We start from the raw sequence: 23,062 nt of genomic DNA on the forward strand, positions 1-23,062 counted from the left end.
GCGCAAGAACTCGCAAGGAAACACCATGCCTGAAGAAAACAACCGCCCCGACCTCGTCGAACTCTCGACGCTTACTTATCGTGTCGAAGGGCACGTTGCCATCGTCACGCTCAACCGGCCCGACCGCATGAACACGCTGGGCGGCACGATGAAGCCCGACCTCGCCCACGCCTTCTTCGACCTGGCCCGCGCCGACCAGCGCGTGCGCGCGGTGGTGCTCACGGGCGCCGGCGAGCGCGCCTTCTGCGCCGGCGCCGACATCAAGGAACGCGCCGACCACCAGATCTGCGCCACCGACTTCTTCGTCGCCCAGAAGGCGACGCACGACCTGTTCCGCGGCATCGAGGAATTCGAGAAGCCCACTCTCGCGGCGATCAACGGTGTCGCGCTCGGCGGCGGCCTCGAACTGGCGCTGTGCTGCGACCTGCGGCTGGCGGCCGACCATGCACGGCTGGGCCTTCCCGAAGTGAAGCTCGGCGTGCTTCCCGCGGCGGGCGGCACGCAGCGGCTGCCGCGGCTGATCGGCGAGGCGCGCGCCAAGGCGCTGATGTTCACGGCCGCGCAGATCGATGCGGCCAAGGCCCTCGACTACGGCCTGGTCACGCAGGTGCTGCCCGGCGCCGAACTGCTGCCGGCCGCCATCGCCCTCGCGCAGCAGATCGGCGAGATGCCGCCGCTGGCGGTGCGCTTCGTCAAGCGGGCCGTCAACCGCGGCATGCAGACCGACCTGGACAGCGGCCTCGAGTACGAGCGCTATGCCGCGGCCATGCTGGTGGACAGCGAGGACCGCAAGGAAGGCATGCGCGCCTTCGTCGAGAAGCGCAAGCCCGTGTTCCAGGGGCGCTGAGCCCCGTCCGCATTCCCCATCCATTCAAAGCAAGCAAGCAATCAAGGAAACACACATATGAAACTCGGTTTGGACTCACAGGTCGCGCTGGTGACCGGCGGCGGCCAGGGCGTCGGCCGGCAGATCTGCATCGAACTCGCCCGCGAAGGCGCGCGCGTCGTGGTCAACGACCTGTTCCCCGAGCGGGCACAGGCCGTGGCGCGCGAGATCGAGGGGCAGGGCGGCAAGGCGCTGGCAGCGCCCGCCGACATCACGCAGGCCGAGCAGGTGCAGGCCATGGTCGATGCCGCCGCGCGGCACTTCGACGCGCCGGTGCAGATCCTCGTGAACAACGCCGGCATCATTCCCGAGCGCCGCGAGAAGGGCGGTCGCACGCCGGCCTTCGTCGACATGCCGGTGGCCGACTGGGCCAAGATCGTCAACCTCAACGTGTATGGCACCTTCCACTGCTGCCACGCGGTGCTGCCCGGCATGGTTGCGGCCAAGCGTGGGCGCATCGTGAACATCATCTCGGAGGCCGGCCGGATCGGCGAGGCCAACATGGCCGTGTACTCCGGCGCGAAGGCCGCCATCGCGGGCTTCGCCAAGGCTTTGGCGCGCGAGCACGGCCGCCACGCGGTCACGGTCAATTCGATCGCCCTTGGCGCGGTCTCGCACGAAGGCATCAAGGACGGTCCGCTGCATCCCGACGCAACAGTGCAGAACAACGAACTGCTCGCAAAGATGGTGAACCTCTATCCGATCTCAAAGGGCGTCGGACGGCTGTCCAGGCCGGACGACGTCTCCGGCCTGGTCGCGTTCCTGGCATCCGATCGCGCGTTGTTCGTCACTGGCCAGACGATCGGGGCATCGGGCGGTTTCGCGATGATTTGAAGTGGTTGCCGCAAACAGCGCTCATCCCTATGCGGTCCTCTATCTGGATGGCTTCCAGGCCGAGACCGCCTGCAGGAAGGCGCGCGTTTCGGCATAGGGCTCATCGCGGCCCGGCGGCATGTAGCTGAGCTTCACGACCACCGTGCGGGTGGCCGGGTCGACGTACGTGTACTGGCCTTGCAGCCCAAGGGCGTAGTACGCGCCGGTGCTCGGAAAGGTCCACCACTGGTAGCCGTATCCGCCGTTCGGCGAGTCGCTGCCGGGCACCGAGGCCGTCGCCGCCTTGACCCACTTCTCGGGAATGATCTGCCTTCCGTTCGCCCGGCCGTTGTTCAGGAAAAGCAGTCCCAGGCGCGCCCAGTCCCTCGCGGTTGCATTGAATCCCGCCCCGGTGAACTCGCGGCCCACGCCCGGGCCGCCGTCCATGATGAAGAAGCCGTTGCTCTCCGCGCCCAGCGGCTCCCACAGTTTCTCGCTCATGTAGCCCGCAAAGGTGGTGCCGCTGACGCGTTCGACCAGCCAGCCGAGCACGGCCGTGTCGATCGTCTTGTAGGCGAAGTGGCTGCCCGGCGGATGCGCACGCCCGATGGTCGTGGCGACATCCGCGAAGCGCGAGGTGTTTCGCACGAGCGACGACATGTGGTTGCTCGCCGCGATGCCGGGATTCTGGAAGTCGTACCGCTCCTCGTAGTCCACCCCGGACCGCATCTCCAGCACCTGCCGGATCGACACGTCCCTGTAGGCGCCGCGCGCGAGCTCGGGGAGGTACTTGACGATCGGATCCTCGATCGAGGCGATGCGTTTCTCCTCCAGCGCGATGCCGACCAGGGTGGAGACGATGGATTTCGTCATGGACCAGCCCATGAACCGCGTGCTGTCGTCGCAAAGGTTGCGGTAGTTCTCGTAGACGATGGCGCCGTCCTTGATGACCACAAGGGCGTTGGTGTAGGTGCGGTCGAGGAAGTCCTCCGGGGTGCGGGTGGCGCCTGCGAACTCGTAGCGGAAGTTCAGCGGCGCGTCGTTGCGCGGAATGGCCCATGTCGCGCGCCGGTGGGTGACTTCCCGGGTGTCGAAGATCCGGTCCATCGAGCGGAAGGTCAGCGCGTTGATGCCCGGGTTCAGCATCTGCCAGCGCACTTCCTGGAGCGCGACGGGAACAGAAGAAGCCGGCGCGCCCGCAGGCGGGGGCGGCATCGGTTGCGAATGGGCGGCGCAGGCAAGCAGTGCCAGGCCGCATGCGGTTGCGAGTCCGCGCGCTCGCAGGCTGGCGGCCATGGTTTGGAAGCCGAGTCTCATTGGGGAATTCCTTGGGTGTAGTGCCCGCTCTCGCAGGCTGAGCTTTGGAGCCGGCAGCGTAGCGAGCGGCCTTCGCGGTCAGGCCTCTGCAAATGAGGAGGGGCGGGAAACTACGGGGCCTCGCGCGTGCCAGGGCCCAGGGCGGACAGAAGCTCGATCTTGTTGCGCACGCCCAGGACGGCGTACACGTTGCGCAGGTAGGTGCGCACTGTCGCGGGGCTCAGATCGAGCCGCTCGGCAATCTCCTTGTAGGAGCGGCCCTCGGCGTACAGGGTGGCGGCCCGGCGTTCGCGCGGGGCGAGTGGATCGCCGGGGCTTCGGTCTTCGAGCACCAGCGCGAGCAGGCGACCGCAGGGCGCGATCGACACGCGATCCGAGCGGCCCATCGCGACGGAGCACGGCGCCTGGCGGGCCAGGTCCGCGATGTTGGGAGGCAGCATCGTTCCCTGCCAGTCCGGATGGGCCCGATGGAGGACCTGGCCCAGCCTTGCGCCCAGGGAGAGCAGGCGGCCTGCGCCATCGGCGAACGCATACGCGCTCCACGCGCGGCCCGGCACGGCGCCTTGCAGGCCGTCGAGCACATCGCGCCAGTGCTGCACGAGGTGACGCGTGAACTCGCCGAAGATGACGGCCTCTTCATCGCGGAAAGCCGAGTCGGCACCGCGGCGGTAGATCGATACGAAGAACAGCAGCCCGCTCGCCGGCAACTCCAGCGTGATCGCCATGGCGTGATGGAGGCCGTGCCGTTTGCAGAACGCGTCGACCGTGCTCCCCGGCGCATGCCTGCCGTCGCCCGAGCCGCCGCGCAGCACCACGCCGCAGTGTGCAATGGATGCACTTGCGAACTCGTCCGCGTCGGCGAGCGCGTTCCACTCCTGCGCGAAGCTGGCGCTCAGCCCGATGCTGCCGTGCAGCCAGTTCCTGGGCGGGCTGCCGTCAGAGCCGGGCGAGACTTCTCCCCACCATGCCGAGTCGAAGGGAACCAGGCTTTTCAGCACCAGAAGGGCCTCGCGGTGCATGTCCTGCGCATTGCCGGAACGAGCGAGGGTGACCAGGGCCAGAAGGCACATCCCGAAATCCCTCAGGGTGGCCAGGCCGGACTCCGCCGGTACGCTCTCCAGCGTGCGCATGGTGGATGGGGCTTGCGCGGTCATGCGGGCGAAACCGGGTGTTGGTCGGAAAAAGTGTATCTGCCAAGACTGCGGGGCTTCTTGCTGGATACGTCGAGCGCGCGGCCAGCCGGCGGCCTCGGCTGGTCAGGGCGCGAACACCTCCGGATGGGTATGGCGCCAGGCGCCGACGCAGCCGATCAGGCAGACGGTGTGGCTGATCATCGTGCGCTCGCGCTCCTGGCCGGCGAACGTGATCGCCAGGTTCAGGTGTTCTTTGCGCCAGGCCAGCACCCTGCCGGAGAACCCGGGCCGCTCATGCTCCTCGTCCAGGTCGGGTGGGCCGTGCGCGTCGATGCAATCCTGCGGCGTCGAGCCGATGGTGAGGCCCATAGGAAGAGGGCCGGAAAACGGCGCCTTGATCCTGTCGTCCGATCCGGGCGCGAGAAGCTCCACGGAGCCGACGATCCATGCTTCGTCCTCGGGGTGGTTCGATCCCGTCAGTCCGTTCAGTTTTTGCGCCTGGTAGATGTCGATGCGCACGGACGCCCTGGGTATCCAGATGATCTCCTCGCTCGAGGAGAAGGCACCCGGACCGGAAACCCTCTTGACGCCCAAGGAGCCCAGTACCTCGCGAACCTTCTTGCTGTCGAAAGGCTGGCCGATCATTGCGACCAGCCGTTCTGATATTTCTTTCACTCGAGAGACCTCTGCTTCGTACGTTGCGATGGGCCGATGCCCAAGAGACGGCGCGGCATGATAGGTGATCGAGCCATGCGGGAGCTTCGGGGTCGGGCGCAAAGCCATGACAAGATGGCCGCGGCCCGGCCGACATCGGCGGATCCAGTCTTTTCCAGAGGTCGAGGCAGGCGCGCAGCCCCCGGCCAAAGGTTCCGCGGAACGTTGCGATGACTGCGCAAGAATCGGGCGTGACCGAGTCCGCCCTTCTTTCTTCGCACCCCCATGTCTCAGCCTCCCGCGGCGTCCACCGAACTCAAGGGATTCATCCTCACCCGCCACTGGCGTGACGCACCCGCCGGCACCGAGATCGAGTACTGGCTGGCCACGGATGCAGGACCGGTGAAGGTGCTCCTGACCTCCCAGGCCTGCGTCGCGTTCGTCGCCGCCCGGCACCGCGCGGCAGTGGAGGCGCAGCTTGCCGCCATGCCAGGGATGGAGATTCGCGAGCTCGACCTGAAGACCTTCGGGCAGGAACCCGTCGTCGGTGTCTATGCAAGGCACTTCCGGCAACTGGGCCGGTTGGCGCGTGCGCTGCAGCCGCAAGGCGTTCCTGTGCTCGAAGCGGACGTGCGTCCGCACGACCGCCATCTCATGGAGCGCTTCATTACCGCCGGCGTGCTCGTGGAAGGAGTGCGGGCAGGCCGCGCCACCATCGTCGACGGCAAGCTCAGGCCCGCGCCAGAGTTCCGCCCGGCGCTGAAGGTGGTGTCGCTGGACATCGAAACCAGCCAGCACGAAGCGCTCTATTCCATTGCACTGGACGGCCTTCCGCAGCGCGTGGTCTTCATGCTTGGCGAGCAGCCATCCGGGCGGGATGAGCCTGCGGGCTTCTCTCTCGTCTATTGCCCGACCCGCAAGGCCATGATCGAGAAGCTCAACGAGTGGTTCGAGAGGAACGATCCGGACGTCATCGTCGGCTGGAGCGTCATCCAGTTCGACCTGCGGGTGCTGCAGAAGACGGCCAACGACTGCGGGACGCAACTGCTTCCGGGACGGGAGCGAGGCGCCATCGACTGGCGCACCCATCCGGGCAAGCAGGGCTATCTGTTCGCTTCAGTGGCCGGGCGGGTGATCGTCGATGGCATCGAGGCACTGCGGGCCGCGATGTGGAGCTTTCCTTCCTTCAGCCTGGAGAGCGTCTCGCAGGCGCTGCTCGGCGAAGGCAAGGCCATCGGCGACGAGTACGACAAGATGGCCGAGATCGAGCGGCGCTACCAGGAGGACAAGCCGGCGCTCGCGCACTACAACATCCGTGATTGCGAGCTCGTCCTGCGCATCTTCGAGAAGGCGAAACTGCTGCAGTTCGTGCTGGAACGAGCGCAGACCACCGGCCTGCAGATCGACCACTTCGGCGGCTCCATCGCGGCGTTCAGCCACCACTACCTGCCTCGCATGCATCGCCTGGGCTACGTGGCGCCGAACGTGGGCGAGATCCCGAGCAAGGCCTTTCCCGGGGGCTACGTGATGGACTCGAAGCCGGGCTTCTACGACTCCGTCGTGGTGCTGGACTACAAGAGCCTCTATCCCTCGATCATCCGCACCTTCCTCGTCGATCCCGTGGGCCTGGTGGAAGGCACCGGTGCCGGCGCCGCCGACCCGGCCGCGGTCGTGCAGGGCCCCCAGGGAACGACCTTCTCGCGCACGAAGCACTGCCTGCCGGAGATCGTGACCACGCTCTGGCGCGCGCGCGACGAGGCCAAGCGGGCCGGGAACGAACCGCTGTCGCAGGCGCTGAAGCTGCTGATGAACTCGTTCGCCGGCGTGCTGGGCGCGTCGGAGTGCCGCTTCTTCAATCCCAAGCTGGTGTCAGCCATCACTCTTCGGGGCCACGAGATGATGAAGCTCACGCGCGAGTTCGTGGAACGCCGGGGCTACGGGGCCATCTACGGCGACACCGACTCCATCTTCATCTGGCTCGGGCGCACCCACACCAACGAGGAGGCGCATGCCGTCGCGGCGGGCCTCGTGAAGGACATCAACGGCTGGTGGACGCGCACCCTGCGCGAGACGCACGGACTCGAGAACTTCCTCGAGATCGAGTTCGACACCCACTACAGCAAGTTCTTCATGCCCACCATCCGCGGCTCCGACGTGGGCAGCAAGAAGCGCTATGCCGGCCTGGGCAAGGACGCCGCGGGCAAGGAGGAAATGATCTACCGCGGCCTGGAGATGGCTCGCAGCGACTGGACCCCGCTGGCGCGGCAGTTCCAGGAGGGGCTGCTCTCGCGCATCTTCCGCGGCGAGCCCTACGAGGAGTTCGTGAGGGAGTACGTGCGCTCGACGCTGTCGGGCGGCCAGGACGAGCTGCTCGTCTACAGGAAGCGCCTGCGCCATCGCCTGGATGCCTACCTCGTCAACGTGCCGCCGCAGGTGCGCGCCGCGCGCCTGGCCGACGAACACAACGACCGGCTTCATCGGCCCAGGCAATACCAGAACGGCGGCTGGATCCGGTACGTCATGACGCGCAACGGTCCGGAACCGATGGAGGCCCTCCACTCCCGGATCGACTACGACCACTACCTGAGCCGGCAGCTGCAGCCGATCGCGGATGCCATCCTGCAGCCCATGGGAGAGAGCTTCGCGGCGCTGACGAGCTCGCAGCAGCATCTTTTCTAGCCCCTCAGAGGGGGCAGTCGCCGGGTCTTCTCAGGTTTTCAGCAGCGAGCCCCGAAAGCAGACGTGCTTGCGGACGTCTGCAGCCTGCCGCTACCGCAGTGCGACCTCGGCTCCATCGGCGGCCACCATGACGCCGGGCGAAGCTTCGTCGATCTCGATGCGCACGCCCATGTGTTTCGTCGCGCTCATGTCCCGCTCGCCCGGAATGGTCATGAGCTCCAGGCAATGGACGTATTCGGCGCGCAGTGCCGGGCTCAGCACGAACTTCTGGGGATAGGCGTTGTTGTTGGCTCTCCAGTGCTCGGAGAGCTTTTCGGTCATCTGCAGGTAGAGGGTGGTCATCCGGGGATTGTCGCGGCGCCGCGGCCACCCGGATTCAGCTCAATAGCACTGGAACAGCACGCCCTGCTCCGCGGGTGCCCTGCCAAGCCAGCGCGGCGTCTTGTCGCGCGCGTCGCAGTAGTCGGAGGCCTGGACATAGGTCATGGCACGCAGCACGCCTTCGCGGACTTGCATCACTTCGTTGGGTGGGGTCGAGCAGCCGGCCAGGACCAGGAGAGCAAGCGGAAGCAGTGTGCGCCAATTCATCGGGGCATTCTAAGACCGCGGATCGTTGGAGCTGCGCTCGCGCTCGGGGTAGAGATACTTGAAGTATTCGCCGGAGCGGCCGAACAGCTGCCGCGCCAGCTGGACCGGATCTTCGCCCTTGTGCTTCTCGTAGAGCACGGGCCCCCAGATGATGAAGCCGTCGATGCTCAGGCTCTTCGGGGAGGGCTCGATGGCCTTCCACGCATGCGCGAACTTCGAGATCCAGGCCAGCGCATCCTTGAGCGCATGGTTGGGTGGGGCGGGCGTTTCTTCGGTTGGGGGCATGGCGTGCATCCTTGCTGAAAAGGCTGTACAAATATACAGTAAACTATGCCCATGGAAAACAAGCTGTTCACAAACGGGCCTGGCGGCTCGACGACTGTCCGGCATGTCCATCCGGTTTTCTGATTTCTCCTTGACGGGTAAACCGTCCCCCGCCGGTCAACCTGAGCGGGGGCCTTGATGCATTGCCAAGCAGATAGGCATTTCAAGCCCAGCCTCGTGCTGGGCTTTTTTTGCAGGCGGCACCCGTGTGCGGCCCCGTGAAGCCGCGCTTCTTTTTGCCTGGGCGCAAGGCTATAGTCGGCAGGCACTGTCACATTGCAGTCACTGCAATCTCCCGCTCTCGCCCGCCTGCCCAGATCCCGAAAAGGACGCCCGTGCCGGATTCCCTGACCTCCGAGTTGACCAGCTACTACGACACGGTGCCCTATGACTCGCATCCGTTCCCGCAATCGGCGATGGAGCACCTGGAAGCGCTGGCCTTTCTCTTCGGTCTCGACGTTCCCCCTCCCGCAACGGCCCGCGTGCTCGAACTCGGCTGCGCCGCCGGCGGCAACCTGATTCCCTTCGCGGCACGCCATCCCAAGGCGCGCGCGGTCGGCGTCGACCTGTCGACCGTGCAGGTGGCGCAGGGCATGGCGGCCATCGCGCGTGCGGGGCTCTCGAACATCGAGCTCAGGGCTTTCAATCTCGCGGACATCGATGCCTCGTTCGGCCAGTTCGACTACATCGTCTGCCACGGCGTCTACAGCTGGGTGCCGGGCCCGGTGCAGGAGGCGATCCTGCGCATCTGCGCCGAGAACCTCGCACCGGACGGCGTTGCCTACGTCAGCTACAACGTGTACCCCGGCTGGAAGGCCCGCGAGATCGTGCGCGACGCGATGATCCTGCGCGGCGGCCCCCGCGACTCTCCCGACGAAAAGCTCTCCTATGCCCGCGGCATGCTCGACTTCCTCGAGCAGTCGGCCCGCGCCGACAGCGTGCTCAAGAAGACGCTCGAAGAGGCGATGCCCATCGTGCGCAACGCCAACAGCTCCTACCTGCTGCACGAGTTCCTCGAGCCCTGCAACGCGCCGTGCTATTTCAAGGAGTTCGTCGCGCGCGCGGAGGCCTGTGGCCTTGCCTATCTTTGCGATGCCGAGCCGTCGACGATGTTCGTGCAGAACTACGGCGAGAAGGTGCGCGATCCGCTGCTGCGCGAATGCGGCGGCAGCCAGGTGCTCATGGAGCAGTACCTCGACTTCCTGGTCAACCGCACGTTCCGGCAGACGCTGCTGGTGGGGCAGTCGCATGCCAGGGACATCCGCTACAAGCTGCAGCCCGGGCGCATCCGCCAGCTCGAACTCGCCGGCATGTTCAAGACCGAGGACGGCACCGCGCTCTCGCTCGACGCGCGCGAGCAGCCCTGCAATGCGCAGCGCGGCCTCAAGGTCACGATGCGGCTGCCGGTGCACAAGGCGGTGGCGCATCTGCTCGACACGCGCTATCCGGCCTCGATGTCCGCCGGGGCCCTCATCGGGGCAGTGGCCGGGCTGGTGGGGCAGCCCGTAGCGGCGGTCGAGCCGGCCGTGATGGCCATGGTCGAGGAGCTGCTGATCCTCGGCGCCTTGCGCTTCAGGCGCTCGCCGGTGCTCACGGCCGATGCGATTTCCAGCCTGCCCCAGGCGCTTTCCGCGGTGCGGGGCTCGGTGGCCCTGGTGGCGGGCGCCAGCGTCACGGCCAGCACCTGCAACCAGTGGCACGAGCACGTGACGGTGTCGCTGCTCGAACGCAGCCTGCTGCCGCTGCTCGACGGCACCCATTCGCACGAGGCGCTGGCAGAGCATCTCGAAGCCGAGGTGCGCAGCGACCGGCTGCGCTTCGTCAAGGACGACAAGCCGCTGACCGACCCGGCGGCCGTCCGGGAGTTCGCGCGCCAGCAGGTCGCGATCGCGCTCGACGCATTGCGCCGCAAGGCGCTGCTGACGGCCTGACCTTATCGATCGGCAAGACACACACATCAGATTCTTCAACACGCTCTAGAGGAGACTTCAACATGCAACAAATCCACTGGACTCCCAGGCTGAGGGGCGCCGTCGCGGCGGTGCTCGCGCTGGCCGCGGCCGGCGCGTCGAACGCCGCTTCTGTGGCGCCCGTCGCGGCCGAGAACGGCATGGTCGTGAGTGCCCAGCACCTGGCCACCAAGGTCGGCGTCGACGTGCTCAAGCGCGGCGGCAACGCGGTCGATGCGGCGGTGGCCGTGGGCTATGCGCTGGCGGTGGTCTACCCCGCGGCCGGCAACCTCGGCGGCGGCGGTTTCATGACCGTGCAACTGGCCGACGGCCGCAAGACCTTCCTCGACTTCCGCGAGAAGGCACCTCTGGCCGCCACGGCCAACATGTACCTCGACAAGGACGGCAACGTCATCAAGGGCCTGAGCACCAAGGGCCACCTTGCCGTGGGCGTGCCGGGCAGCGTCTCGGGTATGGAATACGCGCGCGAGAAGTACGGCACCATGAAGCGCGGCGACCTGCTCGCCCCGTCGATCCAGCTGGCAGACAAGGGCTTCGCGCTGCAGCAGGGCGACATCGACCTGCTCGCCACCGCCACGGCCGACTTCAAGGAAGACCCGGCCACGGCCGCCATCTTCCTGAACAAGGGCGAGCCCTACAAGGTGGGCGACAAGCTGGTGCAGAAGGACCTGGCCAGGACCCTGCGCGAGATCAGCGCCAAGGGCACCGACGGCTTCTACAAGGGCTGGGTCGGCAATGCCATCGTGGCCTCCAGCCAGGCCGGCAAGGGCCTGATCACGCAGGCCGACCTCGACCAGTACAAGACGCGCGAAATGGCTCCCGTGGAGTGCGATTACCGCGGCTACCGCGTGGTGTCGGCGCCCCCCCCGAGTTCGGGCGGCGTGATCATCTGCGAGATGCTCAACATCCTCGAGGGCTATCCGCTCAAGGACCTGGGCTACCACTCGGCACAGGCCGTGCACTACCAGATCGAAGCCATGCGCCACGCCTACGTGGACCGCAACAGCTACCTGGGCGACCCCGACTTCGTGAAGAACCCGCTCGAGCGCCTGCTCGACAAGGGCTACGCCGAGAAGATCCGTGCCGTCATCGATCCGAAGAAGGCCGGCGTCTCCAAGGACATCAAGCCCGGCGTCGCGCCGCACGAAGGCAGCAACACCACCCACTACTCGATCGCCGACAAGTGGGGCAACGCAGTCTCGGTGACCTACACGCTGAACGACTGGTTCGGCGCCAAGGTCACGGCCGCCAAGACCGGCGTGCTGCTGAACGACGAGATGGACGACTTCACCTCGAAGGTGGGCGTGCCCAACCTCTACGGCCTGGTGCAGGGCGAGGCCAACAAGATCGAGCCGGGCAAGCGCCCGCTGAGCTCCATGAGCCCGACCATCGTGTCCAAGGACGGCAAGCCGGTGATGGTGGTCGGCACGCCGGGCGGCAGCCGCATCATCACTGCGGTGATGCTGACCATGATCAACGCCATCGACTACGGCATGAACGTGCAGGAGGCCGTGGACGCGCCGCGCTTCCACCAGCAGTGGCTGCCCGACGTCACCAATGTCGAGACCTACGCGCTGAGCCCCGACACGCGCAAGATCCTGACCGACATGGGCCACAACCTGGGCGTGCCGCAGCCGGCCAACCACCTGGCGGCGATCATCGTCGGCGCGCCTTCGCTGGGCGGCAAGCCGGTGGGCAACAACCGCTTCTACGGCGCCAACGACCCCCGCCGCAACACGGGCCTGGCGGCAGGGTACTGATCCTGCGGCAAACTCGAAGGCGGTCGTGCCCTGGCGGCGCGGCCGCTTTTTTCTTTTCCCATGCATCTGCAAGACATCCTCTACACCCAGGGCTTCGGCACGCGCCGCGTGTGCGCGGGGCTGGTCCAGCAAGGCCACGTGAGCATCGGCGGCGAAGTGGTGGACGACCCGTTCGCCGACCTGGAACCCGAAGGACTCCACTACATCGTCCAGGGCACCCCGTGGGAGTACCACGAGAAGGCCTACCTGATGCTGCACAAGCCCGCCGGCACCGAGTGCTCGCAGAAGCCCTCGACCTATCCGAGCATCTACACGCTGCTGCCGTCACCGCTGCGGCTGCGGCCCAACAAGGGCGCGGTGCAGGGTGTGCAGGCCATCGGCCGGCTCGACCAGGACACCACCGGCCTGTTGCTTCTGACCGACGACGGCCAGTTCATCCACAAGATGGGCTCGCCCAAGCACCACGTGCCCAAGGTCTACGAGGTGACGGCCAAGCATCCGGTGGACGAGGCGCAGATTGCGAAACTGCTGGCCGGCGTGGTGCTCGACGACGATCCGAAGCCGGTACGCGCCGCCGCCTGCGAATCCGACGGCCCGCTGCACCTGCGGCTCACCCTCACCGAGGGCAAGTACCACCAGGTCAAGCGCATGCTGGCCGCGGTCGGCAACCGGGTGGAGGGGCTGCACCGCTCGCGCATCGGCGAGCTGGCGCTGCCTGCCGAACTCGCGCCCGGGCAGTGGCGTTGGCTGACCGCCGACGAGGTGGCGGGCCTGCGTGCGCCGGCCAAACCCGCCAAGGCGTTGAAATAGAAGGGAAAAACGCGAGGAAAACGCTGAGAAACAGGGGAAAAGGGCACGGTCCCGGTCAGCCAGTCTTAAGGGCCGGCCGTTAACATTCCGAACTCTCTCCCGGAACATTCCCTTGCGACTCCCAGCCCGACCGAATGGCCGCCTCGCGGCTTTCCTGCTTGCCTGCATGACGGCCTTCGCGGCCCATACCGCCGCCGCAGCGCCAGAACCCCCTCCGATCTTCGTGCTCAACTCGCTGGACGCGAACGTGAGCGTGATCAATCCCGTCGACTGGACGGAAAAGCAGCGCATTCCCACCGGCAAGGAGCCGCACCACATCTACATGACGCCAGACGAGAAGTCGGTCATCGTGGCCAATTCGGCGGGCGACTCGCTGACCTTCCTGAACCCCCGCACGGCGGAAGTGCAGCGCGTGGTCTACGGCATCATCGATCCGTACCAGCTGCAGTTCTCGCGCGACATGAAGTGGTTCGTCACGGCCGGCAACCGGCTGAACCACGTCGACGTGTACCGCTGGGACGGCAAGGACCTGAAGCTGGCCAAGCGCATCGCCAGCGGCAAGACGCCCAGCCACATCTGGATCGACAACACCAGCACCATCGCCTACGTGACGATGCAGGACAGCGACGAGATGATCGCCGTCGACCTGCCCACCCAGACCATCAAGTGGCGCACCGCCACCGGCGCCATGCCGGCCGACATCTTCGGCGTGCACAACGACAAGACGCTGCTCGTGGGCCTCACCGGCAGCGACGGCGTGCAGGTGTTCGACGTGGCCGGCGCCGAGCCGAAACTGGTCGGCAAGATCCCCACCGGCAAGGGCGCCCACGCCTTCCGCTCGGCCGGCGACGGCAAGAGCGTGTTCGTGAGCAACCGCGTGGCCAACAGCATCAGCCGCATCGACCTGGCGACGCTGAAGGTGGTCGCCACCTACCCGGTGCCCGGCGGTCCCGACTGCATGGACGTGTCGGCCGACGGCAAGACGCTCTACGTGACGTCGCGCTGGGCCAAGAAGCTCAGCGTGGTCGACCTGGCCAGCAACAAGGTCGTGCGCCAGGTCAACGTCGGCCGTTCGCCTCACGGCGTGTGGACGCTGGACCATGCCAGGCGCATCTAGGCGCGCCGGCCTGGCCGTCGCGGCTTCCATGGTCGCGCTGGCGGCGGTGCCGTCTCCCGGCGCCTGGGCGGCGCAGGAGCCCCCCGCCTGCGAAAAGCCCGTCTACCTGACCTTCGACACCGGCCACATGGGCATCGCGCCGCTGGTGGCCGACGTGCTCAAGCGGCAGGACGTTCGCGTCACCTTCTTCGCCGCCGCCGAGCGCACCCAGACCGACGGCGACAGCCTCGACGACCACTGGGCGCCGTGGTGGAAGGCGAGGGCGGCCGAGGGCAACGAATTCGGCTCCCACACATACGACCACGCCTATTGGCGCGCCGACGTGAAGGGTTCGCCGCCGTCCTTCCGCATCAAGCCCTCGGCCGGCCCGCAGAACGGCAAGGAATCGACCTGGAGCGCGGCCGAGTACTGCGCCAACATAAAAAAGGCTTCCGACCGGCTGGCGGCGGTCACCGGCAAGAAGCCGCTGCCGCTGTACCGCGCGCCGGGTGGCAAGACCTCGCCCGCGCTGCTGGCTGCGGCCGAAGGCTGCGGCTACAAGTACGTGGGCTGGGCGCCCGCCGGCTTTCTCGGCGACGAGCTGCCGAGCGAGAAATTCAGCAACGCGAAGCTGCTCACGCAGGCGCTGGACACCATCCGCCCCGGCGACATCCTGCTGGCGCACCTGGGCATCTGGTCGCGCAAGGACCCGTGGGCTCCGGCCAACCTCGAGCCGCTGATCGTCGGCCTGAAGGCCAAGGGTTTCTGCTTCCGCACGTTGCGCCAGCATCCGGACTTCAAGGCCTGGATCGCCTCCCATCCCTGAACGACTGAACGACGAGTTTTCCTGACCGTGATCGACTGGCTGACAGACGCCTTTTCCGCCATGCAGGGCTGGTTCTTCGAAACCGCCGTGCAACCGCTGGTCTACGCCGTGGGACTGGGCGGCTGGACGGAGGACGCCTTCGACGCCACCGGCTGGCTGCTGGTGGGCGTGATCCAGATCCTGGTGCTGCTGGCCATCATCGGGCCGCTGCAGCGCTGGCGTTCGGCGGAGCCGGTGGTCGACCGCCACGCGATCCGCATCGACGTGCTCTACACGCTGATCCACCGGCTGGGGCTGTTCCGGCTGGCGATGTTCTTCACGCTGCAGCCTTTCTTCGACGACGCCATGGGCGTGCTGCGCACGGCGGGGTGGGGCACTTTCCACCTCGACGAGGTGTGGCCGGGCGTCACCGACATTCCCTGGGTTGCCTTCGCCATCTACCTCGTGGTGCTCGATTTCGTGGGCTACTGGATCCACCGGGGCCAGCACCAGTTCAACTGGTGGTGGGGGCTGCATTCGCTGCATCACTCGCAGCGCCAGATGACGATGTGGAGCGACGACCGCAATCACCTGCTCGACGACATCATCCACGACGCGCTGATCGTCATCGTCGCGCAGCTCATCGGCGTGGCGCCGGGGCAGTTCATCGCCTTCGTCGCCTTCACCCAGCTCAGCGAGAGCCTGCAGCACGCCAACCTGCGGCTGAGCTTCGGCGCCATCGGCGAGCGGCTGTGGATCAGCCCGCGCTTCCACCGGCTGCACCACAGCATCGGGCTGGGCCACGAATCGAACGGCCCCACCACCCTCGGCGGCCACAACTTCGGCGTGCTGCTGCCTTGGTGGGACATGCTCTTTCGCACCGCCAACTTCGATAACCGCTACGACCCGACCGGCATCCGCGACCAGGTGGAGCCCCGTGCCGACGGCCGCGTGCGCGACTACGGCCGCGGCTTCTGGGCCCAGCAATGGCTGGGACTGAAGCGAATGGTCGGTCGCGGTTGAGGGGCTCCGGGCCCTGAACCGCGCGCCCGAGGCGTTATCCTCGCTGCCTCATGCGCCTGCTCCTCGACTCCTTCTGGCGCGCGGTCGCCTATTGCATGCTGCCGCGCGTGATCGTGCTGTCGCTGCTGCCGCTGGGGCTCATGATCGTGCTGGCCGCGGCGCTGGGCTACTTCTACTGGGACGCGGCCGTGGTCTGGACGCGCGGCGCGCTCGACGCCTGGCCGCTGCTGTCGAGCTTCTGGTCGTGGCTCGGCCGTCTCTTCTCCGGCGATGTCACTTCCGTGCTGGCATCGCTGGTCGTGGTGTTCGCCGCCACGCCGGTGATCGTGGTGGTCTGCCTGCTGATCGTGGCCGGTTTCATGGCTCCCGCGTTGACGAAGCTGGTCGGCGAACGGCGTTTTCCGGGGCTGGAGCAGAAGAAGGGCGCTTCCTTCCTCGGCAGCGTGGCGCGCTCGCTGGCCGCCACCGTGCTGGCGGTGATCGCGCTGGTGGTGTCGATGCCGCTGTGGCTCATTCCTCCGCTGGTGCTGATATTGCCGCCGCTGATCTGGGGCTGGCTCACCTACCGCGTGATGAGCTTCGACGCGCTGGCCGAGCATGCCAGCCCCGAGGAGCGCGCCGCGCTCATCCGAGCGCACCGGGTGCCGCTCTTGTGCATCGGCGTGCTGTGCGGCTACCTGGGCGCCGCGCCCAGCATCGTCTGGGCGTCGGGCCTGCTGTTCGCCGCCGCCTTCTTCGTGCTTGTGCCGATCGCCATCTGGATCTACACACTGGTTTTCGCCTTCTCGGCGCTCTGGTTCGCCCACTACTGCCTCGACGCGCTCGCGCAGCTGCGCGCCCGGCGCGCGGCGGCGGAAGCATCCGCGGCCGGCGGCACGCCCGCCATCGAGGCCGATGAAGCCAGCAAGGCCGCTCTTTCCCAATGGGGTTCTCCATGACTCGCGCATTCGGTCTCATCGTCGTCGGCGACGAGATCCTCTCCGGCAAGCGTGCCGACAAGCACATGTCCAAGGTCATCGAGCTGCTCGCCGCCCGCGGCCTGCAGCTGGACTGGGCCGAATACGTGGGCGACGAGCCCGCCCGCATCACGGCGGCGCTGCAGCGCGCCTTCGCCTCGGGCGACGTTGTCTTCTCGACCGGCGGCATCGGCGCCACGCCCGACGACCACACCCGCCAGTGCGCGGCCAGGGCGCTGGGCGTGCCGCTGGCGCTGCATCCGGAGGCCGAGCTGCTGATCCGCGAGCGCATGCAGGACACCGCGCGCGAGCAGGGCGTTCCCTACGAGCCCGACCGGGCCGACAACGTGCACCGGCTCAACATGGGCGTGTTCCCTCAGGGCGCGACGCTCATCTACAACCCGTACAACAAGATCCCGGGCTTCAGCGTGGGCGACGTGCATTTCGTGCCGGGTTTTCCCGTCATGGCCTGGCCGATGATCGAATCGGTGCTCGACGGGCGCTACGCCAGCCTGTTCGCCAGCAACGCGGTCGCCGAGAAGTCCGTGATCGTTTTCGGTGCCATGGAGGCCACGCTGACCCCCCTCATGGAAGCCATCGAGGCCACCCATGCCGGCGTCAAGGTGTTCAGCCTGCCCAGCGTCGACCACCCGACCTACGGCCGCCACATCGAACTGGGCGTCAAGGGCGACGCGGGCCGGCTCGACGCCGCCTATGCCCAGCTCATCGAAGGCCTGCACACTTTTGACGCCAAGCTCGGCCCCGAATTGGTGCGATAAAAATCAATGCACCAAAATAGTGAATTTCCGCCTTCATTTGGGTTCCATGGCGGCCATCGAAGCCTCATCCGGCGAGGCGACAATGGCACAGAAACTGCATCCCACGTCCCTGTATTCCTAACCACCATCCAACTCAGGAGAAACTGATGGCAAAGACCGTCGCCGATGTACTCAAGCTCGTCAAGGAAAACGAGGTCAAGTTCGTCGACTTCCGCTTCACCGATACCCGCGGCAAAGAGCAGCACGTGACCGTGCCGGTCTCGGCTTTCGACGAAGACAAATTCACCTCGGGCCACGCGTTCGACGGCTCGTCCATCGCCGGCTGGAAGGGGATCGAAGCTTCGGACATGCAGCTCATGCCCGACCCGAACACCGCCAACATCGATCCGTTCTTCGAAGAGACGACGATGATCCTGACCTGCGACGTGATCGACCCCGCCGACGGCAAGGCCTACGAGCGCGATCCGCGCTCGCTTGCCAAGCGCGCCGAGGCGTACATGAAGGCATCGGGCCTGGGCGACACCGCCTACTTCGGTCCGGAACCCGAATTCTTCGTCTTCGACGGCGTGCGCTGGAAGAACGACATGTCGGGCTGCTTCGTGAAGATCGAATCCGAAGAAGCCTCGTGGAACACCGACAAGGAGTTCGAGCACGGCAACAGCGGCCACCGTCCCGCGGTCAAGGGCGGCTACTTCCCGGTTCCCCCGGTCGACAGCTTCCAGGACATGCGCTCGGAAATGTGCCTGGTGCTCGAATCGCTGGGCATCCCGGTCGAAGTGCATCACCATGAAGTGGCCAACGCCGGCCAGCTCGAGATCGGCACCAAGTTCAGCACGCTGGTGCAGCGCGCCGACTGGGTCCAGCTGCAGAAGTACGTGATCCACAACGTGGCCCACGCCTACGGCAAGACCGCCACCTTCATGCCCAAGCCCGTCGTCGGCGACAACGGCTCCGGCATGCACGTGCACCAGTCGGTCTGGAAGGACGGCAAGAACCTGTTCGCCGGCGACGGCTATGCAGGCCTCTCGGACTTCGCCCTGCACTACATCGGCGGCATCATCAAGCACGCCCGTGCCCTGAACGCCATCACGAACCCCGGCACCAACAGCTACAAGCGCCTGGTCCCCGGCTTCGAGGCTCCGGTGAAGCTGGCCTACTCGGCCAAGAACCGCTCGGCATCGATCCGCATTCCGTTCGTGGCCAACCCGAAGGGCCGCCGTGTCGAAGCGCGCTTCCCCGATCCGCTGATGAACCCGTACCTCGGTTTCGCGGCCCTGCTGATGGCAGGCCTCGACGGCGTGGAAAACAAGATCCATCCGGGCGAAGCCGCCAGCAAGGACCTGTACCACCTGCCGCCGGAAGAAGACGCGCTGATCCCGACCGTCTGCCACAGCCTCGACCAGGCCCTGGAAAACCTGGACAAGGACCGTGCGTTCCTGACCAAGGGCGGCGTGTTCACCGATGCCTACATCGACGCGTACATCGACCTGAAGATGCAGGAAGTCACGCGCTTCCGCATGGCGACCCATCCGGTCGAGTTCGACATGTACTACTCCCTGTAATCGGTTCCCCCCAGACTGCATGCGCCTTCCTCACGGGAGGTGCAGGCCTGATGGGTCATGAAGGACGGCTCGGCCGTCCTTTTTCTTTTGGGCGGAACATCTGGTCACTTTTGCCGTCGAATTGCACGAAAATGCGCCTTTGTCGCCGCTCTCCACCGATACACATGAAGACTGCTTCCCTCATTTTCCTGGCTGGTTCATTGGTCGCGTTGCCGGCGCTTTCGCAGGAGCGCGTCTGGCGCTGCGGCAACGAATACACGAACAACTCCACCATCGCGCAGCAGAAGGGCTGCAAGGTGATGGAAGGCGGCAACGTCACGGTGGTGCAGGGCACGAGGGCTTCTGGCGGCGGTTCCGCATCTTCCTCTTCGGGCGGTGGCTCTTCGGCGGCGCGTTCACCGGCCGGCAGCCCCCGCGTGGAAGGCGTCGACCAGCGTGCCCGTGACGGCGAGGCGCGCGCGGTGCTCGAGGCCGAGCTCAAGAAGGCCGAGGCGCGGCAGGCCGAGCTGCAGAAGGAATACAACAACGGCGAGCCCGAGAAGCAGGGCAGCGAAGGCCGCAATTACCAGAAATACCTGGACCGCGTCGCCGAGATGAAGGCCGAGCTGGCGCGCAACGAGAGCGACATCGCCGGCATCCGCCGCGAGATCGCCCGGCTGCCCGCCAAGCAGCCTCAGTAAGACGCCATGGTGTTCGGGAAGAAGGCGGCCGGCGCCAATTCGCGCTTCCAGTCCTTCGACCTGCTGTCCACGCTGATCGCGGTGGTCGACAGCAAGGGCTCGGTACTGTTCGCCAACGCGGGGCTCGAGGACGCGCTCGGCACATCGCGCCGCACGCTCGAAGGCTCCCAGTTCGGCGCGTGCTTCCACGAGCCGCAGGTGCTGCGCACGGCCATCGACGGCGCGAGCAGCAACGACTTCGCCACGCTGCGCTACGAAGCCTTCCTGCGCCGCGTGAACCACGAGCTGATGCCGGTGCAGGTTTCGCTCGCGCACGGCGAGAAGAAGGGCGAGCTCATCATCGAAATGTCGCCGCTGGAGCAGCAGGTGCGGCAGGACCGGGAGGAGCGGCTCATCGACCAGGCGCAGGCGAACAAGGAGCTCATCCGCAACCTTGCGCACGAGATCAAGAACCCGCTGGGCGGCATTCGCGGCGCCGCGCAGCTGCTGCAGATGGAGGTCGAATCGCGCGACCTCGTCGAATACACCCAGGTCATCATCCACGAGGCCGACCGGCTGCAGACGCTGGTCGACCGGCTATTGGCGCCGCACCGCCGCCCGCACGTGGTGGGCGACGTCAACATCCACGAAGTCTGCGAGCGGGTGCGCTCGGTCATCCTCGCGGAGTTTCCGCGCGACCTGCACATCGAGCGCGATTTCGACGTTTCCATTCCCGAGTTCCGCGGCGATCGTGAGCAGCTCATCCAGGCCACGCTGAACATCGCGCACAACGCGGCACAGGCGCTGGCGGAGCGCCGCGCCGCCGGTGACGCGCAGATCACTTTCAAGACGCGGGTGGCCCGCCAGGTGATCTTCAACAAGCAGTGGTATCGACTGGCACTGGAATTGCATGTAATCGACAATGGACCGGGTGTGCCGGACACGATCAAGGACCGCATCTTCTATCCGCTCGTATCGGGCAGGGAAGGCGGGACCGGGCTGGGATTGACGCTCGCGCAGACTTTTGTGCAACAGCATCACGGCGTGATCGAGTGCGACAGCGTCCCGGGCCGAACCGATTTCAAGATATTGATACCGCTGCCCTAGCGCAGCCACCGGCAACAGAGGAGATGCATGAAGCCGATCTGGATAGTTGATGACGACCAATCGATTCGCTTCGTGCTCGAGAAGGCTCTGCTGCGCGAAGACCTGCCCACGCGCAGCTTCACCAACACGCGCGAGGTTCTGGCGGCACTCGAGCAGGCCGCCGACGATGACCAGCTCGCGCCCCAGGTCCTGGTGAGCGACATCCGCATGCCCGGCGGTTCCGGGCTCGACCTGCTCGACAAGATCAAGGCCCTGCACCCGGGCCTGCCCGTCATCATCATGACGGCGTTCTCCGACCTCGACAGCGCCGTCTCGGCGTTCCAGGGCGGCGCCTTCGAATACCTGCCCAAGCCCTTCGACCTGCCGCGCGCGGTCGAGCTCATCCGCCGCGCGGTCGACGAAAGCCAGCGCGAGGAAGTGGCCGAGGAGCGCATGGTCGCCGCGCCAGAGATGCTCGGCCAGGCGCCCGCCATGCAGGACGTGTTCCGCGCCATCGGGCGTCTTTCGCAGAGCAACGTCACGGTGCTCATCACCGGCGAGTCGGGCTCGGGCAAGGAGCTGGTGGCGCGTGCGCTGCACAAGCACTCGCCGCGCGCCAACGGCCCCTTCGTGGCCATCAACACCGCCGCGATCCCCAAGGACCTCTTGGAGAGCGAACTCTTCGGCCACGAGCGCGGCGCCTTCACCGGCGCGCAGACCATGCGCCGCGGCCGCTTCGAGCAGGCCGAGGGCGGCACGCTCTTCCTCGACGAAATCGGCGACATGCCCTTCGACCTGCAGACGCGCCTGCTGCGCGTGCTGAGCGACGGCCATTTCTATCGCGTGGGCGGCCACAACTCGGTGAAGGCCAACGTGCGCGTCATCGCGGCGACCCACCAGGACCTGGAGCAGCGCGTCAAGCTCGGCGGCTTCCGCGAAGACTTGTTCCACCGCCTCAACGTGATCCGCCTGCGCCTGCCGGCGTTGCGCGAACGCGGCGAGGACGTGCCCGCGCTCACGCGCCACTTCCTGCAGGTGAGCGCGCGCCAGCTCGGCGTGGAGCCCAAGCGCATCTCTGATGCTGCATTGGCGAAGCTCGCGGCATTCAATTTCCCGGGCAACGTGCGCCAGCTGGAGAACATCTGCCACTGGCTGACGGTGATGGCACCGGCCCAGCTGATCGAGGCGAAGGACCTGCCGCCCGAAGTGATGATGGCGGGCGGCACTGGTGCCGAAGCGCATGCCGTGGCCGACGCGCCGTTCGTCGCATCGACGCCCGTGGCGGCACAGCCTGTGCCCTCACTGCCGGTGGCCGGCGGCGAGGCGGTGTCCTCCGCGCATGCCGTCTCCGAACACGCCGAGACTCATGCTCCAGCAGCGAGCACCACCAGCAGCTGGGAAGGCGGCCTGGAAGCCGAGGCGCAGGCCCTGCTGGCTGCCGGCCGCACCGACGTGTGGGACGTGCTTTCGCGCCGATTCGAGTCGAGGCTGATCCTCACCGCGCTGGCCAACACGCGCGGCCGCCGCATCGAGGCCGCGCAGAAACTGGGCATCGGGCGCAACACCATCACCCGGAAGATCCAGGAACTCGGCATCGAATGAAAAAGGCCCCTTCAGGGCCTTTTTTCCTTCTTCCGCTTCGCTTTCAGCGGCTGCGCTGCCCCTGCGTCAGCGAATCGATCTGGAACTTGTCGCTGCGGTCCCAGAGCCAGGTGTCCACGTAGGTGTGGCCGCCGAGCTTGCCCGGGTTGGGCAGGGGAGAGGCGGCCTTGATCATCTCCGCGATCATCGGCGCCACCTCCGGCGCATGGCTCGGCGTTCGGCTGAAGGTGACGTTCACCACCTTGCCCGTCGCGTCGATGTCGGTCTCGACCACCACCACCGCATACACCAGCGGCGGCAGCTTGCCCTTGTAGATGCGGCTCGCGTACTTGTTGTAGATGTGTCGCGCGCCGATCTTGCGGTAGGCGCGCACCGCGGGCGTCTGCGCGGTGATGAGCCGCACGGTCGGCACCTCGCGGCCGTCGGTCGTGGTCTCGCCGGTGGAAGAGGGCGGGGCGCCCTTGTTGTCGCCTTCCTCCGCCTTGTCGGCCGGCTTCAGCAGCGAACAGGCCGAGAGCATCAGCGCGACGGCGGCCACCGCCAGTTTGCGCGCGGCCATG

At 66.7% G+C, this 23,062-nt stretch carries 22 protein-coding genes; 15 read left to right on the top strand and 7 right to left on the bottom strand.

Annotation, left to right across the window (positions count from 1 at the left end; genetic code table 11):
* Window positions 1–25 precede the first annotated feature (25 nt).
* Window positions 26–847, top strand: coding sequence for an enoyl-CoA hydratase/isomerase family protein (locus ABL844_RS09285; protein WP_418131065.1), 822 nt, complete (start codon window positions 26–28; stop codon window positions 845–847).
* Window positions 848–904: 57 nt separating this feature from the next.
* A complete protein-coding gene (locus tag ABL844_RS09290; protein WP_418131066.1) occupies window positions 905–1,720 on the top strand; it encodes an SDR family NAD(P)-dependent oxidoreductase in 816 nt (271 codons plus the stop codon).
* A 39-nt stretch (window positions 1,721–1,759) separates the two neighbouring features.
* Here the strand turns inward: ABL844_RS09290 and ABL844_RS09295 are convergent, their stop codons facing one another.
* From ABL844_RS09295 to ABL844_RS09305, 3 genes are all read right to left on the bottom strand, one after another.
* Complete coding sequence (locus tag ABL844_RS09295) at window positions 1,760–3,016, bottom strand: serine hydrolase domain-containing protein (protein ID WP_418131067.1); 1,257 nt, start codon at window positions 3,014–3,016, stop codon at window positions 1,760–1,762.
* 110 nt (window positions 3,017–3,126) lie between these two features.
* Complete coding sequence (locus ABL844_RS09300; RefSeq protein ID WP_418131068.1) at window positions 3,127–4,170, bottom strand: response regulator transcription factor; 1,044 nt, start codon at window positions 4,168–4,170, stop codon at window positions 3,127–3,129.
* 102 nt (window positions 4,171–4,272) lie between these two features.
* The gene (locus ABL844_RS09305; protein WP_418131069.1) at window positions 4,273–4,794 is read right to left on the bottom strand and encodes a hypothetical protein; all 522 of its coding nucleotides are present in this window, start codon (window positions 4,792–4,794) and stop codon (window positions 4,273–4,275) included.
* A gap of 294 nt (window positions 4,795–5,088) precedes the next feature.
* Here ABL844_RS09305 and ABL844_RS09310 point away from each other — a divergent pair, with 294 nt between their 5' ends.
* Window positions 5,089–7,482, top strand: coding sequence for a DNA polymerase II (locus ABL844_RS09310; RefSeq protein ID WP_418131070.1), 2,394 nt, complete (start codon window positions 5,089–5,091; stop codon window positions 7,480–7,482).
* Between the two features lie 90 nt (window positions 7,483–7,572).
* Here ABL844_RS09310 and ABL844_RS09315 read toward each other — a convergent pair whose 3' ends face one another.
* The 3 genes from ABL844_RS09315 to ABL844_RS09325 all read right to left on the bottom strand — a co-directional run bounded on the left by ABL844_RS09315 (window position 7,573) and on the right by ABL844_RS09325 (window position 8,355).
* Window positions 7,573–7,824 carry a hypothetical protein gene (locus ABL844_RS09315; RefSeq protein WP_126024524.1) on the bottom strand — a complete coding sequence of 84 codons (252 nt, stop codon included), beginning with the start codon at window positions 7,822–7,824 and terminating at the stop codon, window positions 7,573–7,575.
* Between the two features lie 39 nt (window positions 7,825–7,863).
* Entirely contained in the window at window positions 7,864–7,998 is a 135-nt protein-coding gene (locus ABL844_RS09320) for a hypothetical protein (RefSeq protein WP_256228313.1), read from the bottom strand.
* An 81-nt stretch (window positions 7,999–8,079) separates the two neighbouring features.
* Window positions 8,080–8,355, bottom strand: coding sequence for a hypothetical protein (locus ABL844_RS09325; RefSeq protein ID WP_184635858.1), 276 nt, complete (start codon window positions 8,353–8,355; stop codon window positions 8,080–8,082).
* A 374-nt stretch (window positions 8,356–8,729) separates the two neighbouring features.
* Here ABL844_RS09325 and ABL844_RS09330 point away from each other — a divergent pair, with 374 nt between their 5' ends.
* From ABL844_RS09330 to ntrC, 12 genes are all read left to right on the top strand, one after another.
* Complete coding sequence (locus ABL844_RS09330; protein ID WP_418131071.1) at window positions 8,730–10,325, top strand: methyltransferase regulatory domain-containing protein; 1,596 nt, start codon at window positions 8,730–8,732, stop codon at window positions 10,323–10,325.
* A gap of 62 nt (window positions 10,326–10,387) precedes the next feature.
* The gene (ggt, locus tag ABL844_RS09335; RefSeq protein ID WP_126024527.1) at window positions 10,388–12,124 is read left to right on the top strand and encodes a gamma-glutamyltransferase; all 1,737 of its coding nucleotides are present in this window, start codon (window positions 10,388–10,390) and stop codon (window positions 12,122–12,124) included.
* Window positions 12,125–12,184: 60 nt separating this feature from the next.
* The gene (locus ABL844_RS09340) at window positions 12,185–12,934 is read left to right on the top strand and encodes a pseudouridine synthase (RefSeq protein ID WP_126024528.1); all 750 of its coding nucleotides are present in this window, start codon (window positions 12,185–12,187) and stop codon (window positions 12,932–12,934) included.
* 112 nt (window positions 12,935–13,046) lie between these two features.
* Window positions 13,047–14,051, top strand: coding sequence for a YncE family protein (locus ABL844_RS09345; protein WP_126024529.1), 1,005 nt, complete (start codon window positions 13,047–13,049; stop codon window positions 14,049–14,051).
* Complete coding sequence (locus ABL844_RS09350; RefSeq protein ID WP_418125136.1) at window positions 14,035–14,856, top strand: polysaccharide deacetylase family protein; 822 nt, start codon at window positions 14,035–14,037, stop codon at window positions 14,854–14,856. The genes ABL844_RS09345 and ABL844_RS09350 overlap by 17 nt, the downstream gene beginning before the upstream one ends.
* A 27-nt stretch (window positions 14,857–14,883) precedes the next feature.
* Window positions 14,884–15,858, top strand: a complete 975-nt coding sequence (locus ABL844_RS09355; RefSeq protein ID WP_418119671.1) for a sterol desaturase family protein — start codon at window positions 14,884–14,886, stop codon at window positions 15,856–15,858.
* 50 nt (window positions 15,859–15,908) lie between these two features.
* A complete protein-coding gene (locus ABL844_RS09360) occupies window positions 15,909–16,796 on the top strand; it encodes an EI24 domain-containing protein (RefSeq protein ID WP_126024532.1) in 888 nt (295 codons plus the stop codon).
* Window positions 16,793–17,593, top strand: a complete 801-nt coding sequence (locus tag ABL844_RS09365) for a competence/damage-inducible protein A (protein WP_418131072.1) — start codon at window positions 16,793–16,795, stop codon at window positions 17,591–17,593. The genes ABL844_RS09360 and ABL844_RS09365 overlap by 4 nt, the downstream gene beginning before the upstream one ends.
* Before the next feature lie 146 nt (window positions 17,594–17,739).
* The gene (gene glnA / locus ABL844_RS09370; RefSeq protein WP_126024534.1) at window positions 17,740–19,155 is read left to right on the top strand and encodes a type I glutamate--ammonia ligase; all 1,416 of its coding nucleotides are present in this window, start codon (window positions 17,740–17,742) and stop codon (window positions 19,153–19,155) included.
* Window positions 19,156–19,319: 164 nt separating this feature from the next.
* Window positions 19,320–19,835, top strand: coding sequence for a hypothetical protein (locus ABL844_RS09375; RefSeq protein ID WP_184635873.1), 516 nt, complete (start codon window positions 19,320–19,322; stop codon window positions 19,833–19,835).
* 6 nt (window positions 19,836–19,841) lie between these two features.
* Window positions 19,842–20,921: a nitrogen regulation protein NR(II) gene (glnL, locus tag ABL844_RS09380; protein ID WP_126024536.1), complete on the top strand. Its 1,080-nt coding sequence runs from the start codon at window positions 19,842–19,844 to the stop codon at window positions 20,919–20,921.
* A 27-nt stretch (window positions 20,922–20,948) separates the two neighbouring features.
* Window positions 20,949–22,502, top strand: a complete 1,554-nt coding sequence (gene ntrC, locus ABL844_RS09385; RefSeq protein WP_418131073.1) for a nitrogen regulation protein NR(I) — start codon at window positions 20,949–20,951, stop codon at window positions 22,500–22,502.
* Between the two features lie 43 nt (window positions 22,503–22,545).
* Here the strand turns inward: ntrC and ABL844_RS09390 are convergent, their stop codons facing one another.
* Window positions 22,546–23,061: a hypothetical protein gene (locus ABL844_RS09390; protein WP_418131074.1), complete on the bottom strand. Its 516-nt coding sequence runs from the start codon at window positions 23,059–23,061 to the stop codon at window positions 22,546–22,548.
* Window position 23,062 lies beyond the last annotated feature (1 nt).

Source organism: Variovorax sp. 278MFTsu5.1, from assembly GCF_048305045.1.
Classification (GTDB): Bacteria; Pseudomonadota; Gammaproteobacteria; order Burkholderiales; family Burkholderiaceae_C; genus Variovorax; species Variovorax guangxiensis.

Bases quoted from the DNA above. Each gene is read 5' to 3' on its own strand.
- ABL844_RS09285 (WP_418131065.1), top strand. From the start codon at position 26: ATGCCTGAAGAAAACAACCGCCCCGACCTCGTCGAACTCTCGACGCTT.
- ABL844_RS09290 (WP_418131066.1), top strand. From the start codon at position 905: ATGAAACTCGGTTTGGACTCACAGGTCGCGCTGGTGACCGGCGGCGGC.
- ABL844_RS09295 (WP_418131067.1), bottom strand. From the start codon at position 3,016: ATGAGACTCGGCTTCCAAACCATGGCCGCCAGCCTGCGAGCGCGCGGA.
- ABL844_RS09300 (WP_418131068.1), bottom strand. From the start codon at position 4,170: ATGACCGCGCAAGCCCCATCCACCATGCGCACGCTGGAGAGCGTACCG.
- ABL844_RS09305 (WP_418131069.1), bottom strand. From the start codon at position 4,794: ATGATCGGCCAGCCTTTCGACAGCAAGAAGGTTCGCGAGGTACTGGGC.
- ABL844_RS09310 (WP_418131070.1), top strand. From the start codon at position 5,089: ATGTCTCAGCCTCCCGCGGCGTCCACCGAACTCAAGGGATTCATCCTC.
- ABL844_RS09315 (WP_126024524.1), bottom strand. From the start codon at position 7,824: ATGACCACCCTCTACCTGCAGATGACCGAAAAGCTCTCCGAGCACTGG.
- ABL844_RS09320 (WP_256228313.1), bottom strand. From the start codon at position 7,998: ATGCAAGTCCGCGAAGGCGTGCTGCGTGCCATGACCTATGTCCAGGCC.
- ABL844_RS09325 (WP_184635858.1), bottom strand. From the start codon at position 8,355: ATGCCCCCAACCGAAGAAACGCCCGCCCCACCCAACCATGCGCTCAAG.
- ggt (WP_126024527.1), top strand. From the start codon at position 10,388: ATGCAACAAATCCACTGGACTCCCAGGCTGAGGGGCGCCGTCGCGGCG.
- ABL844_RS09340 (WP_126024528.1), top strand. From the start codon at position 12,185: ATGCATCTGCAAGACATCCTCTACACCCAGGGCTTCGGCACGCGCCGC.
- ABL844_RS09350 (WP_418125136.1), top strand. From the start codon at position 14,035: ATGCCAGGCGCATCTAGGCGCGCCGGCCTGGCCGTCGCGGCTTCCATG.
- ABL844_RS09360 (WP_126024532.1), top strand. From the start codon at position 15,909: ATGCGCCTGCTCCTCGACTCCTTCTGGCGCGCGGTCGCCTATTGCATG.
- ABL844_RS09365 (WP_418131072.1), top strand. From the start codon at position 16,793: ATGACTCGCGCATTCGGTCTCATCGTCGTCGGCGACGAGATCCTCTCC.
- glnA (WP_126024534.1), top strand. From the start codon at position 17,740: ATGGCAAAGACCGTCGCCGATGTACTCAAGCTCGTCAAGGAAAACGAG.
- ABL844_RS09375 (WP_184635873.1), top strand. From the start codon at position 19,320: ATGAAGACTGCTTCCCTCATTTTCCTGGCTGGTTCATTGGTCGCGTTG.
- glnL (WP_126024536.1), top strand. From the start codon at position 19,842: ATGGTGTTCGGGAAGAAGGCGGCCGGCGCCAATTCGCGCTTCCAGTCC.
- ntrC (WP_418131073.1), top strand. From the start codon at position 20,949: ATGAAGCCGATCTGGATAGTTGATGACGACCAATCGATTCGCTTCGTG.
- ABL844_RS09390 (WP_418131074.1), bottom strand. From the start codon at position 23,061: ATGGCCGCGCGCAAACTGGCGGTGGCCGCCGTCGCGCTGATGCTCTCG.